The following is a 13,677-nucleotide window of genomic DNA, read 5'->3' on the forward strand; positions in this document are numbered from 1 at the left end:
AGAAGAAATGGAGATAAGTTAGTAAAAACAAGACTAAATTTCAGCGTTACATTATTACGCTGAAGCTCCCTCACAAAACCGTACGCGGCCTCAGCACTGAATCTGAAAAAGCGATAAAATTTGCGCAGAGAAAAAAACGTGCGCACCGTAACCTATCTGCGCGTCTCGTATTGCACCGCCTGTAAATCACAGCTACTTTTAACGTCATGGATCCCCCCACCCGAAAGCCCAATAAATGACTGATAAAATAAAAAATATCGCTACCTGCGAATTACCTGCCAGCGTCCAGTTCCCCCGCTACGATCGTAAGGCGCTGAAGCCGCGTATCGTTCATATTGGTTTTGGCGCTTTTCATCGTGCTCATCAGGCACTGCTCACCGATCGCGTGCTGAATATGGTGGGAGGAGACTGGGGAATTTGTGAAGTCGTGTTATTCAGCGACGACACCATGATTAATGCGCTGCGCCAGCAGGATCATCTGTTCACCGTGCTGGAAAAGGCTGCGACGAGCAATCAGCCCATTGTCGTTGGTGCCGTGTGTGAATCGTTACATGCCAAAATAGAAGGTATTAACGCTATTATTGAGAAACTCGCCGCGCCAGAAACTGCCATTGTTTCCCTGACGATTACCGAAAAGGGCTATTGCATGGACGGTACAAGCGGCAAGCTGGATCGTACCAATAAGCTGATTCAACAGGATCTCATCGATCCTCGTCGCCCCGTATCGGTACCGGGCCTGCTGGCGGAAGCGCTGCGCTTGCGCCACGAACGTGGGATCGCACCGTTCACCGTCCTATCCTGCGATAACGTGCCAGAAAATGGCAAAACGGCCAAAGCCGCCGTGTTGGAATCGGCGGGGATTAACGATCGAAACCTGATCGATTGGATCGAAGCTCAGGTTTCATTCCCAAATACGATGGTGGATCGCATTGTCCCAGCGGCAACGCCGGAAACGTTGCAGGAAATTGCCGATCACCTTGGCGTCGCCGATCCCTGTGCGATAGCCTGTGAACCCTTTATTCAATGGGTGATCGAAGATCATTTCACTGCCGGGCGCCCCGAATGGGAAAAAGCAGGCGTACAGCTGGTACATGACGTACTGCCGTTTGAAGAAATGAAACTGCGTATGCTGAACGGCAGCCATTCATTTCTGGCCTATCTGGGCTATCTCGCCGGTTACGATCACGTCAGTGACTGTATGAACGACGAGAACTATCGCCGTGCCGTGTCTCATCTCATGCTGCTGGAACAGGCACCGACGCTTAGCGTGGTAGATATCGATCTGAAAGATTATGCCGTCCAGCTACTGACCCGTTTTTCCAACCCGGCGCTCAAGCATCGGACGTGGCAGATTGCCATGGACGGTTCACAGAAGCTGCCTCAGCGCATGCTCGAATCGCTACGGTGGCATGTGAGCAACGGGGGAGACTACCGCTGTCTGGCATTGGGAATCGCTGGCTGGATGCGTTATGTCAGCGGAAAAGATGATGCGGGCAACCCAATTGAAATCCGCGATCCGCTGGCTGACAAGCTTAGGCACGTCGTTGAGGAAACATCAGACAGCGCCGAGCGAGTCAGTGCGTTTCTCAATATTCGTTCTATTTTCGGCGAGGATCTGCCAGCCAATCACGATGTCTTTAACGCTATCGCGCAGGCTTACCTGAAGCTGCGCGATCACGGCGCAAAGAATACCGTGGCTGCACTGGCACAAGACTTTAAATAACGATAAACCCAAGCAGACCAAGGTACAACGCACTTTGGACACCCAGCGCCAAAGTGCGGCTTTTCCCTTTTTTTTCATCCAGCCACGGCAGCGATGACCAGCTCATCCCCCCACCTATAACGGCAATCACCAACAGCGCCGCGGCGATCAGCCAGACGAGCTTATCCAGCAGCGAATTGGGAAACAAAATTTGCATTGCGGAAACGACAAGAAACAGGGTGGCGCAACGTAATACCCCAACCAGAATCCCCGCCCGATCTCTCAGCCCACGCGGAGCGGAAGAAGGTAACCAGGCCTGAAAAGCAAACAACCCAACCACGGCAATAAAGACGACATAAATAACGGCGTAGATCATCAAATGACTCACGTTACGGCTCCTGATAAGGGGATACGATCAAGTAAACTGGGCGGGATGATGACGATATTTCCTCTCTGAGGTCAATGCGTTATTTCATATCACGCTATCGATTTGTGGAGCAGCGCTCAATATCGGCTCGCCGCCAATCTGCGCGCGTAACGCTGTGCTGTAAGAAATATACATATTTTGTAACTTAAGCACATAAAGGCAGGATCAAAAAATTATAAAAAGCAAATTAAAATATCTTATTTCATGATCTGTCTGACAGATCGTCATTAAAAGCGCGCGAAAGCGTGATCGTCAGTTTACTTTCTTTTCAATAGAGCAAATTATAAAGAAATGATAGTTCAATCGAACTGAAATATTGTTTCATATTTGTAATTAGGCTGATCATGAATAAACCAATCTCTTTTAAACATACGTTCTGCTACGGCAGCGCGAACCTGCTTGGCAGTGGCGCGCTTGCTATCAGCGGCGCATGGCTGATGTACTTTTACACCACATTTTGTGGATTAACATTAGTTCAGGCCGCCGCCATTTTCTCCGTTGCCAGCATCATCGATGCTATCAGTAACCCTATCATGGGGTACATCAGCGATAACTTCTACAACACCCGTATTGGTCGCCGGTTTGGCCGCCGCCGCTTCTTTATTTTGCTCGGTGTCCCGCTGGTTCTGGTTTACCCCATGCTGTGGGTTGATGGATTTGGTTTTTGGTACTACCTAGCGACATACGTGCTGTTCGAGCTGATTTACACCTCGATTATGGTGCCGTATGAAACGCTGGCGACCGAAATGACCTCCGATTTCAAACTGCGTTCTAAACTGACGGGTTCTAAAGCCATTTTCGGCAAAATCGCAAACTTCCTGGCGGCATTTATTCCCGGACAGTTTATTGCCGTCTACGGTAAAGACTCCTCGACGCCATTCTTCTACACCGGTCTGGTCTACGGCGCCATTATGTGTGCGGCAATGATCGCGCTGTATATGACGTCCTGGGAGCGCCCGGTCAACGAAATCGTCCGTGAAAGCACTTCTAGTCTGTGGCAGGCGATGAAAAAGCTGAGCGTGGATATGGTTTCTACCTTCCGCCTGCGTATTTTCCGCAAGCATCTGGGAATGTACCTGTTTGGCTTTGGCGCTGAGTGGCTGTTCGCTTCCGCGTTTACCTACTTCATCGTTTTTGGTCTGAAACAGAACACAGCGCTGGTATCACACCTCAATAGCTTCAGTTCGGTCATGCAGCTGATTTCTACCGCAGCCTTCATCGGTATCTGCGTCAAAATGGGCTTTGCGCGACCGTTCCGTTTAGCGTTGATGATAGTGATTGTCAGCGTCATCGCCTATGCCGCGCTCTATTTTGCTAACTGGTCAGAAGACATGACCATCTTTGTTCTGTTTGCCATCACCGCCGTATTTGGCCTGAGCACAGGCGGCATCTACTACATTCCCTGGACGGTTTATACCTTCCTGGCTGACGTGGATGAAGTCCTGACCGGTCGTCGCCGTGAAGGTATCTACGCGGGCGCCATGACGTTTGCTGGCAAAATGGTGCGTTCTGTGATTGTCTTCGCCATGGGTTGGACGCTGAGCCAATTCGGCTTTGTCTCCGGGCAGTCGGCACAACCGGAATCAGCCGTACAGGCGATTGTTGGCGTGTTCTCACTGGGCGTTATCGGCCTTGCGCTGGTTGCCATTTACTACACGACGCAGATGAAGCTGGATCGTAAGAACCACGCCATCCTGTTGGAAGAAATTGCACGTATCAAAGCGGGTGGCGCCATTGCCGATGTACCGCCTCACGCACGTGCTGTCGCAGAAGAACTGACAGGTTGGGAATATGAGAAATGCTGGGGCAATAACCCGTTAGGCGTTCAGTCAGAAGAGACAAAACCGCAGGTTGCTACTGCGCAGCATTAATCGAAGACGATCGTTTATACAGAGGTTTATTGAAGACAGGTATCAACTAAAAACAATCAGCCCAACTCCGTATTGGGTAGACTCAGAACGTTGACGAACCTTTTTGCCGAACAAAAACGGGAGTAACGGAATAGAAGAGTAAAGCGTTTGCGCCAAGGATGGCGCAATCCGAGCGCACAGGGAAGTGTTCACAGCGTCTTTACGATCTATCCGTTACTACCGCTCGGCGGCCTTTATCAGCAACCTCAATCAGCCCAATCTCGTATTGGGCTGATTCATTTAGCGCTTCATATTTTGATTAACTGAGCGAGCAGGATATGGCAGACGATTGCATCATCAATCCTCTGCCAAAATGCAGCATTAAATCAACGAGGCTTCTTTCAATTCACTTTTCAGGTAAGCGTAGTATATCGGGGCCGCAATCACACCGGCCAACCCAAAGGCCGCTTCAAACACCAGCATCGCCAGCAGGATTTCCCACGCGTGTGCTTTGATTCTTGTCCCAACGATTTGTGCATTCAGGAAGTACTCAAGCTTATGAATCAGCATCAAATACACCAGCGCAACCAGTGCGATCGGCAGCGAAAGCGATAAACCCGACAGGAAAACAATCGAGTTCGAGATCAGGTTGCCGATGACCGGTAGCAAACCAAAAACAAACGTGAGCACCACCAGCGTTTTAGCAAACGGCAGATGAACACCGCACAGCGGCAAAGCACCAAGAATAAAAATGGCAGACAGCACCGTGTTAACCGCAGAGATTTTCACCTGAGCGAAAACAATGTTGCGGAACGATGCCGATAACAAGGTAACCCGACGTAGCAACTCCGCTTTGAGCAAGGGCTTTTCCGTGTCCTGATCGACGTTATAAAGCGACACAATCGCCCCCAGCACCATACCGATTAGCATCGTCACAAACCCATGCAAGAAACTTTTCCCCATGTTCTGCAACATGACAATATGTGCCTGAACCCATTGCAGCAGTTCGCGCTGAAGCTCTTCAATACTGACAGGCAAATACCCCGGTAAATAATGGGCGACCTGCTGCTGGATATCATTGAGGATGTAGCCAATACGCACGTTGAATGCCGCCGTATCCTTCATTTCCTGCATCAACAGCCCGACCAGGCTACCAAACAATAAGCTCAGCAGGCTGACCACCAATGTGCTGATCACCGCGACCACAATCCAGCGAGCGCGCTTACCGCTGATGACCCGTTGAAAATAGGGCGTCAGTAAATTCACAATTTCATACACCAAAAAACCGGCAATAAAGCAGGCCAGCAGGCGTAAAGGCAGCAAGATAAGCAGGCCACCCATAATAAAGAAAAAGCTCAACAGGCGAGCTTGTTTCAGGTTCAGTAACTGCATGATGACATCCCGTATGAAGAGGCAACGCCGAGAATACTCGTTGTGGAGTATGCTACGCCTTTTTCGGTATCAACAGATTGATATATATGCGCCAGATTTGCGTTTCGTCTGCGAGTGATAACCAACCAGATAACAAACAGAGAATATTTTTGGTGTTTTATCGGCGAAATGCCAGCAGTGTTTTAACTCGGCTGGATATCCACCCACCAGGAAAAACGTCGGCTTACCTTCACCGGCAGCGTTCGCGCAACGGCATCGAGCAGGCGATCGGTTTCATGCAGCGGAAAAACGCCCGAAATCCGTAGCGTTGTAACAGCGGAATCAACATGAAAATAGCCACTGTGATAGCGGGAAACTTCATTAATGAACTGCCCTAGCGGCATGTTATCCGCAACCAGTTGCCCTTTACGCCAGCTCTGGCGGAAATTCTCAACGGGTGTCGGTTCACTGCTCTTGTCGCGGGTAAAGATAACCTGTTGCCCTGCCGTCACCCGTCGTGCGGCAGGGACTGCCGTTTGTAGCAAAACCTCACCGCTAAAAACGGAAAGCACGCTATGGGCGGATGTATAGCGCAGTGCTAATTGGCAGGTATGCGCAGAAGCGGCGAGATCGCCATGGGGTGTGGTCAACCGGGCTGCATGTACCGTTTGGTTGTCCAGCATCAATTCACCTTTGATCAATTGAAACGTCAGCGGCTGAGACAACGCAGGGTTGCCCTGCTGATTCAATGCCGAATCGGTATTGAGCCAGAGCGTCATCCCCGTTTCGATGCTGAGTTCACGCGTTTCCCCCGTACCCGTACGGTAATCGGCAGCATAGCTTTCCCACGGCAGACTAAAGCCCGCGCCTCCGGTAAGGCTGACGATTGCCAATAATTTCAGCATACGCCGGCGTTCCTCACCCCGCTTACTCAGCACCGAAGAGGCTAACTGGCTGTCTACCGCATGGAAGCGGGCATGAATCTGTTCAACCTGCTGCCAGGCAAGCTGATGGGTGTCATCCTGACGTAACCATCGCTGCCATGCCTGACGATCGTGCTCGGAGCAGTCTTCGTCATACAGCGTGGCATACCACTCAGCGGCAGCATAAAGAACATCTTTGGGAATAGAAGACGTAATAGAGGAAATCATAAGTCCTGACACAATAGACAATTCAGCATCGCCTGTGCCATATATTTTTTTACCATCCGCTCGGAAACGGCTAATTGTTCAGCGACCTGTCGATAGGTCAAACCGTCAAGATGCACCAACAAGAATGCCTGACGCACTTTGCCGGGTAGCGTCGCCAGCATCTGATCGATGGCTAACAGCGCATCAACCACCATCGCCTGCTGCTCCAGCGAGGGAGCAAAATGAAATTCCTGCTCTGCCAGCACCTGAAGGTAAGCATTCTCGATATCTTTACGCCGCCAGTGATTCACCATCAGCCCATGCGCCACGGTCGTCAACCAGGCGCGCGGTTCACGGATACGATCGCTCTGAGGCTGGCAGATCAAACGTAGGAACGTATCCTGCGCCAGATCCGCAGCCTGCTGTGAACACCCCAAACGCCGGCGCAACCACGCCTGTAACCAGGCATGATGGTCATGATAAATCTGCTGAACGTTTAAGGTTTCAGGCTGATTGGGGCAGACAGAGGCGGGACTCTTCACGGTATTCGCTCAATGTGACAGCAATGAAATGATTTTCATTATCATTAAAAGCAAAGTCAACGACTATTCACGTCTATGGAGCGGATTGCGGTAAAAAAGAGGGATTGCATAGCGAGTCGTGGAAAAAAGAAAGAAGCCCGAAGGCTTCTTTTAGTGATGTTTGATACGGGAGATTACCAACGATAGCTGACGTTCGCGCTAACGTTGCGGCCTTCACCGTAGTAGCACCAGTAGTTACACGCGCTGACATACTCACGATTTGTCAGATTGGTTGCGTTGACCTGCAAGCGCCAGTCTTTGCTGAAATCATAGGCGATCATCGCATCCCACAGCGTATAAGCAGGAACCTTCATGTCCGCCGTATTGGCGATATCACCGTAAGAGCTGCCCACATAGCGTACGCCGCTGCCGATACTTAATCCTTCCAGCTTGCCGTTAAAGGCATAGGTCGCCCAGCCAGACATAATGTGTTCAGGCAAGCCCGGCAGGCGTTTGCCCACTTCACCGACGGTACCTGATTTGGTCGTCTCCACTTCGTTGTATGTATAGTTTGCCGTCAACGTCAGACCCGTATAAACCTCACCGCTCAATTCCAGTTCAAGGCCGCGTGAACGCGCTTCCCCCGCCTGAATAGTCAGGCTTGGGTTACTAGGATCCGTCGTTTTAACGTTTTTTTGTTCCAGATTAAACAGGGCAGCGGAGGCATAGCCGTTAAAGCCTTCCGGCGTGTATTTCACGCCAATTTCCGTCTGCTGGCCTTCTTCCGGTACATAAGGACGTTCGTAACTATCGCGGCCTGACACAGGAAGGAACGATTCCGAGTAGCTAATGTAAGGGGAAATACCGTTATCAAACAGGTACATTACCCCGGCAGTCTTGGTGAACTTGGTATCATCAGTGCGGGTATCAGCGCCTGATGAAAAATTACGGTCACGAGATTTCGCCACGTCGTAACGTCCACCCAGCAAGAAAATCAGACGATCATCGTATTTGATCTGGTTCTGGACGTAATAACCGGTCTGATGGCGACCAGAACGGTGATCAAAGAGCTGACTATCCGGTGACGTATAGTTACCGTAAACCGGGTTAAAAATATCGATAGGGGCACCAAAGGAGTACAGGTTCGCATCGCGGCTTTGCGTATTGGCACGACGATAGTCGAACCCGAGCAGCAGCGTATTCTCAATATTCTCCCATTGCCATTCGCCAACGAGGCGGTTATCGGTAGCCCAGTTTTGCGCAAAACCGTCGCGGTAGGTCAGCCCACGATTGGCTAACCGATCGCTGACAACATTCGTTACCGGATCGGTATACATCCCCAGCACATAAGCGCCGCGCAGATCCATATTCAGATAGGAATAATTCAGGTTCTGGTGGAATGTCCAGGTGTCATTCAGATGATGCGTGAATTCATAGCCCAGATTGAACTGACGGGTATCGTGATTGTTAATCCCCGGTTCACCCAGCGAGGTTTTATAGCCAACTTTACCAAACGGCGTGTTATGCAGCGTACCGTACGGCAGTTTAAAGCCATTGGTCATGTCGGATTTCGTATCCATGTAGCTGGCTAACACGGTCAGTTCCGTGTTTTCCCCAAGGAACGTGACGCTAGGTGCTAAATAGAAACGCTTACTCTTAGAGAAATCCACCTCACCCGAGGTATCGCGCGCCAGCGCAACAACCCGGTATAGCACTGAGCCGTCATCGTTTAACGGACCTGCACTGTCAACGGCCAAGTGGCGATAGTCGTTAGAGCCGTATTCCAGCTCCACTTTCCCCTGCGGCAAACGCGTAGGACGTTTGGTGATGACGTTAACCAGACCACCCGGCGGGTTTTGTCCGTATAGCACCGAGGCAGGGCCTTTCAGGACTTCGATACGTTCAACGCCGAACGGTTCAATCTGCTGACCATAGAACCCATCTTCATTCAACGTCGCCAGACCATTCTGGAACCGGGATTGATCGCTAAACCCACGAATGGTCACCCATTCGGCTTTATTATCCGGCCCGTATGGCGTAGCCAGAATCCCGCTGCTATAGCGCAGCGCCTGATCGATCTTTTGCGCCCCACGCTCTTCGATCTGCTTCTCTGTGACAACGGCAACCGCACGTGGCGTCTCTGAAATCGGCACATCCAGCTTCATCGCGGTATTCGGTGGAGCGGTGACAACGATCCGATCGTTTTTAGTCGTAGCAGGCGCGGTAACGGGGACTGGCGCAGTCGCCGTACGCTGCACTAGCGTCACACTGCCATCGGCGCTGTACTGTGCGCTGAGGCCACTGCTGCTGAGAATCTGCTGGAAGCCCTGTTCGACGCTGTAATTCCCTTGCAACCCAGCACCGCGTTTACCCGCGACCAATGCCGGATCGTAAGAAAGTAATACACCCGCCTGTTGGGCAAATTGATTGAGCACCTGATTGAGCGGACCGGACGACACCGCATATTGTTGGACAGGTGCCGCAGACGCCGCATAGACCGCCGCCATCGGCAGCACTGAGGCAAACGATGCCCCAAGTACCCCAGCACGTAAAGCACGCGCCAACAGGTGGGTACGGAATTTAACCATTATTTATCCCCTATCGCATGAGAAACGCTGTTTTCAGAATCTATGCCAATCGAGGGAGCAAAAAGGGGAACTGAAAATCGAAAAATAATTGAAATAATACGTTCTGAATCAGAATTATTACGAAAAACGCGTTGTCGATATTGGTAAACCAATACCGTTGCTAATAAAAAAACTGACATCTTTTTTATCAAAAAGTGCTATATGCCGATGAAGGCTGTATCAGCCTAACATTATCTATAATTAGACGAGAGTCTACTTACTCATTTGTCACTCTTTAAGATTCAACACGCTAAAAATAAAGAAATTTTTAAGAGCCTCTTACCAAGGTTTAATAAATCATCATGTTTAAAGAAATAATTCATGAGAAGGCATAAAGAAAAGAGAATAGACGAGAAGAAGATCAGGATGGTATCGAAACGTTTCGCTATTTATTTTAAAGAGGCATATTATATACAATAAAGTATATAACCCTCTATTTTTATTAACTTTTAACTTTATCGCGGTTAATAAAGAACGTTTTTCATTCTTCATTCACGAAAAATCGGCGCGACTTTATCACCCTGCTGGCCGCAAGTGGTTACCAGAGAATAACCTACGCAATCGGTTGCTGTTGAAAAAGCGATGCTAAATTAGCAATAACAATGTTATTAATAGCAACAGTTTTTCTTTTGCCGTTATTTTCCACTGGAAAATACACGCTTCTAGTCTTCCGGCCAGATAATCTACGATGATGCAAGCTTATGACGCCAGATTTGCCGAAGGCTCAACCGTATCCTGGTTTAGGATCAGCAAAGAAAGCACCCGGTTTTCAACGTTCAGCTTAGAGAAAGACAGCGTACTTAGTTGCTTTTTAGCAAAGCCATCAGACAACAAATCCGAGACCACCCGCGTACTTAACACGTTGGAATTCGTTATAAAGTCGTGATAGGCAAACTTCACGTTGATAGGTAGCACATCATCAATTGAGACGGGCGTATTCATTTCAGCACGCAATCCAAAATGGGCGTTGAAAGCAGAATTCGCGCAAACGACCTTACACTTTTCGTCAATCACCGCCACAGCACGCCGATCGTTATGAACTGGTTGAGAAAGCATGCCTAAAATTTCATTCCGGCCAAATATCAGACTCATTGTTTCCTCTGCATCATGCTATGTAAAAAGATATCTCACAGCGCGCCATGACCTCACGGCACACCATTGATAAGCAATCAACCTACCGGAATTTAAAAGGTTTCCGGACTAATAGTGTTCTTCCCCACCCCAGAAAATCACCTAATGAAAATAGTGAATTTCGCTAACCGGAACCGTTTATACGTTCTCAGGCTACCGGGGCTCAAACACCTGCCGCCTTACTCGGCGTCAGTGATGTTGGGTATATCTATGTTATTTATTTTTGGAAACCGGATATTTCTGAATAAGACACACAAAACAACACTTCATTTTTCTTTTTGTCAGCAGCTAGCACACGGCACCTTTACTCTTTTTAAGAAGGTCCACATCTGTGCTGTGGAACCCACTTAGAGTGTAGATTATTCACACTTATCTGCCCGTTGATAATCAGATAAATCTATTTCATTAATAGCCTACATATAATTAACAACCGAAACAAAATCCTAACAAATGAAACACGGGCGAACGCGCTAAATAGCTGGTCCACGTAGAAATATACTCTGAACGGGGTTTTTACTATCGGCTGAATAAGCGGGATCTTTATGCCTTTTGATCGTAAAGGGCGATCAAAAACTTGATAACAATAGATATAATCTATTGAAAACAATGAATTGATCGTTAATGACATTATAACAGCACAGATAATTCTGCTGACGATCATATTGTGACATACATCACTTATCGCGTTTTGGCTACCACGAAAAAACTGCCTGTTTTCTGAACCAAAAGACTATCTTTTAAGTAACGCCTCACTGCTTTTCCTGCATTGCGTGATCAATCGCGCAAAAAAGAAACAAAGATAACTGGTTAACTACAATTAACCATTATTTGACATAGCATTAACATGTTTAAGGAGAAGCGCTATGACACAACATAATAAACATGCCATTCCCACCGCAATTGCGGAAAATGCACTGATAAATGCCCAGCAATACGAAAATATGTATCGGCTGTCCGTTGACGATCCCGCCGCTTTTTGGGGTGAGCAGGGAAAGATCGTCGATTGGATCAAACCTTATAAAACGATCAAGAACACCTCATTCGACCCTGGCCATATCAGTATTCGTTGGTTTGAAGATGGTACGCTAAACGTGGCGGCAAACTGTCTGGATCGCCATCTGGCCGAACGTGGCGATCAAACGGCCATCATCTGGGAAGGTGATGACGCGACAGAAAGCAAAAAAGTCACTTATCGCGAACTGCACCAGTCCGTGTGCCGTTTCGCCAATGTGTTGAAGTCACAGGGCGTCAAGAAAGGCGATGTTGTTGCCATTTATATGCCGATGGTGCCGGAAGCCGCCGTAGCCATGCTGGCCTGCGCCAGAATTGGGGCGATTCACTCGGTGATCTTCGGCGGGTTCTCCCCTGAAGCCATTTCTGGGCGCATTATCGATTCCAGTGCCAAGCTGGTTATTACCGCCGATGAAGGCGTACGCGCCGGACGGGTTATTCCGCTGAAGAAGAATATTGATGAAGCGTTAAAGAACCCGAACGTCACCACCATTTCCAGCGTTATCGTTTTCCGCCGTACAGGTAAGATCGGTGAGTGGAAAGAGGGGCGCGATCTGTGGTGGCACGATCTGGTTGAAAAAGCAGACGATCATTGCCCGCCAGAAGAGATGAATGCGGAAGATCCGCTATTTATCCTTTATACATCAGGCTCGACCGGTAAACCCAAGGGCGTGTTGCACACCACGGGCGGCTATCTGGTTTATGCTGCACTGACTTTCAAATACGTCTTCGATTATCATCCCGGCGATATTTACTGGTGTACGGCAGATGTCGGCTGGGTCACAGGGCACAGCTACCTACTGTACGGCCCACTGGCATGCGGCGCGATTACGCTGATGTTCGAAGGTGTGCCAACCTGGCCAGACGCCAGACGCATGGCGCAAGTGGTCGATAAACATCAGGTCAATATTCTCTACACCGCTCCCACCGCGATCCGCGCGCTGATGGCTGAAGGTGATAAAGCGATCGAAGGCACATCGCGTGAATCACTCAGGATCATGGGTTCCGTCGGTGAACCGATCAACCCGGAAGCCTGGGAATGGTACTTCAACAAAATCGGCAACGGTAAATGTCCTATCGTCGACACCTGGTGGCAAACGGAGACGGGCGGTTTCATGATCACCCCACTGCCCGGCGCGATTGAAGCAAAAGCCGGCTCCGCGACACGTCCGTTCTTCGGTGTACAGCCTGCGCTCGTCGACAACCTCGGTAACCCTCAGGAAGGCACTGCGGAAGGCAATCTGGTCATCGTGGATTCCTGGCCGGGTCAGGCACGCACCCTGTTTGGCGATCACGATCGTTTCGAGCAAACCTACTTTTCTACTTTCAAAGGCATGTACTTCAGCGGTGACGGCGCGCGCCGTGACGAAGATGGCTATTACTGGATCACGGGCCGCGTTGACGACGTGCTGAACGTTTCCGGCCATCGTCTGGGGACGGCAGAAATCGAGTCAGCACTCGTTGCCCATCCCAAAATTGCCGAAGCAGCCGTGGTTGGCATTCCACACCATATGAAAGGACAGGCTATTTACGCCTACATCACGCTGAACCACGGCGAAGAGCCGTCTAGCGAGCTGTATACGGAAGTTCGCAACTGGGTACGTAAAGAAATCGGCCCGATTGCAACTCCGGATATCCTGCACTGGACTGACTCTTTACCGAAAACGCGATCCGGCAAAATCATGCGTCGTATTTTGCGTAAAATCGCCGCCGGTGATACCAGCAATCTGGGGGATACCTCAACGCTGGCCGATCCTGGCGTCGTCGAAAAACTGCTCGAAGAAAAGCAGGCCATGAGTACCGCCTCTCAATAACCCTCTGACCCACCGCTCTCTTCATTCCCGTAAGCCATGACGTGGCTTGCGGGGATGTGGCTGGCGATAAATCAGGTGGTGACGTCGCGGCAA

9 protein-coding genes are annotated in these 13,677 nt (G+C 49.7%); 3 read left to right on the forward strand and 6 right to left on the reverse strand.

All coding sequences use genetic code 11. The annotated features are described in order from the left end of the window. The first annotated feature begins 235 nt into the window (after nucleotides 1–235). Nucleotides 236–1,723 (forward strand): mannitol dehydrogenase family protein, encoded by a 1,488-nt coding sequence (locus AB8809_RS18985; RefSeq protein ID WP_012773393.1) that lies wholly within the window; start codon nucleotides 236–238, stop codon nucleotides 1,721–1,723. Here the strand turns inward: AB8809_RS18985 and AB8809_RS18990 are convergent. Then, nucleotides 1,716–2,090 carry a hypothetical protein gene (locus AB8809_RS18990; RefSeq protein ID WP_181829626.1) on the reverse strand — a complete coding sequence of 125 codons (375 nt, stop codon included), beginning with the start codon at nucleotides 2,088–2,090 and terminating at the stop codon, nucleotides 1,716–1,718. The two genes, AB8809_RS18985 and AB8809_RS18990, sit on opposite strands and share 8 nt — an antisense overlap. Before the next feature lie 383 nt (nucleotides 2,091–2,473). Between AB8809_RS18990 and AB8809_RS18995 the strand changes: the two genes are divergently transcribed. Continuing rightward, nucleotides 2,474–4,000, forward strand: a complete 1,527-nt coding sequence (locus AB8809_RS18995; RefSeq protein WP_012773391.1) for an MFS transporter — start codon at nucleotides 2,474–2,476, stop codon at nucleotides 3,998–4,000. A 360-nt stretch (nucleotides 4,001–4,360) separates the two neighbouring features. On the opposite strand, the gene AB8809_RS19000 is transcribed toward AB8809_RS18995, so the two are convergent. From AB8809_RS19000 to AB8809_RS19020, 5 genes are all read right to left on the reverse strand, one after another. Beyond that, nucleotides 4,361–5,371, reverse strand: coding sequence for an AI-2E family transporter (locus AB8809_RS19000; RefSeq protein ID WP_349855262.1), 1,011 nt, complete (start codon nucleotides 5,369–5,371; stop codon nucleotides 4,361–4,363). A gap of 182 nt (nucleotides 5,372–5,553) precedes the next feature. After that, entirely contained in the window at nucleotides 5,554–6,501 is a 948-nt protein-coding gene (locus AB8809_RS19005) for a FecR domain-containing protein (protein WP_349855263.1), read from the reverse strand. Continuing rightward, the gene (locus AB8809_RS19010) at nucleotides 6,498–7,022 is read right to left on the reverse strand and encodes a sigma-70 family RNA polymerase sigma factor (protein ID WP_349855264.1); all 525 of its coding nucleotides are present in this window, start codon (nucleotides 7,020–7,022) and stop codon (nucleotides 6,498–6,500) included. Before AB8809_RS19010 ends, AB8809_RS19005 begins: the two co-directional genes overlap by 4 nt. A gap of 173 nt (nucleotides 7,023–7,195) precedes the next feature. Beyond that, nucleotides 7,196–9,589, reverse strand: coding sequence for a TonB-dependent siderophore receptor (locus AB8809_RS19015; protein ID WP_349855265.1), 2,394 nt, complete (start codon nucleotides 9,587–9,589; stop codon nucleotides 7,196–7,198). Between the two features lie 738 nt (nucleotides 9,590–10,327). After that, nucleotides 10,328–10,720, reverse strand: a complete 393-nt coding sequence (locus AB8809_RS19020) for a transcriptional regulator (protein ID WP_342413697.1) — start codon at nucleotides 10,718–10,720, stop codon at nucleotides 10,328–10,330. A 902-nt stretch (nucleotides 10,721–11,622) separates the two neighbouring features. Between AB8809_RS19020 and acs the strand changes: the two genes are divergently transcribed. Next, the gene (gene acs, locus AB8809_RS19025; RefSeq protein WP_012773385.1) at nucleotides 11,623–13,584 is read left to right on the forward strand and encodes an acetate--CoA ligase; all 1,962 of its coding nucleotides are present in this window, start codon (nucleotides 11,623–11,625) and stop codon (nucleotides 13,582–13,584) included. Nucleotides 13,585–13,677: the final 93 nt, after the last annotated feature.

The organism is Pectobacterium aroidearum (assembly GCF_041228105.1).
Lineage (GTDB): Bacteria > Pseudomonadota > Gammaproteobacteria > Enterobacterales > Enterobacteriaceae > Pectobacterium > Pectobacterium aroidearum.

Bases quoted from the DNA above. Each gene is read 5' to 3' on its own strand.
- AB8809_RS18985 (WP_012773393.1), top strand. From the start codon at position 236: ATGACTGATAAAATAAAAAATATCGCTACCTGCGAATTACCTGCCAGC.
- AB8809_RS18995 (WP_012773391.1), top strand. From the start codon at position 2,474: ATGAATAAACCAATCTCTTTTAAACATACGTTCTGCTACGGCAGCGCG.
- AB8809_RS19000 (WP_349855262.1), bottom strand. From the start codon at position 5,371: ATGCAGTTACTGAACCTGAAACAAGCTCGCCTGTTGAGCTTTTTCTTT.
- AB8809_RS19005 (WP_349855263.1), bottom strand. From the start codon at position 6,501: ATGATTTCCTCTATTACGTCTTCTATTCCCAAAGATGTTCTTTATGCT.
- AB8809_RS19015 (WP_349855265.1), bottom strand. From the start codon at position 9,589: ATGGTTAAATTCCGTACCCACCTGTTGGCGCGTGCTTTACGTGCTGGG.
- AB8809_RS19020 (WP_342413697.1), bottom strand. From the start codon at position 10,720: ATGAGTCTGATATTTGGCCGGAATGAAATTTTAGGCATGCTTTCTCAA.
- acs (WP_012773385.1), top strand. From the start codon at position 11,623: ATGACACAACATAATAAACATGCCATTCCCACCGCAATTGCGGAAAAT.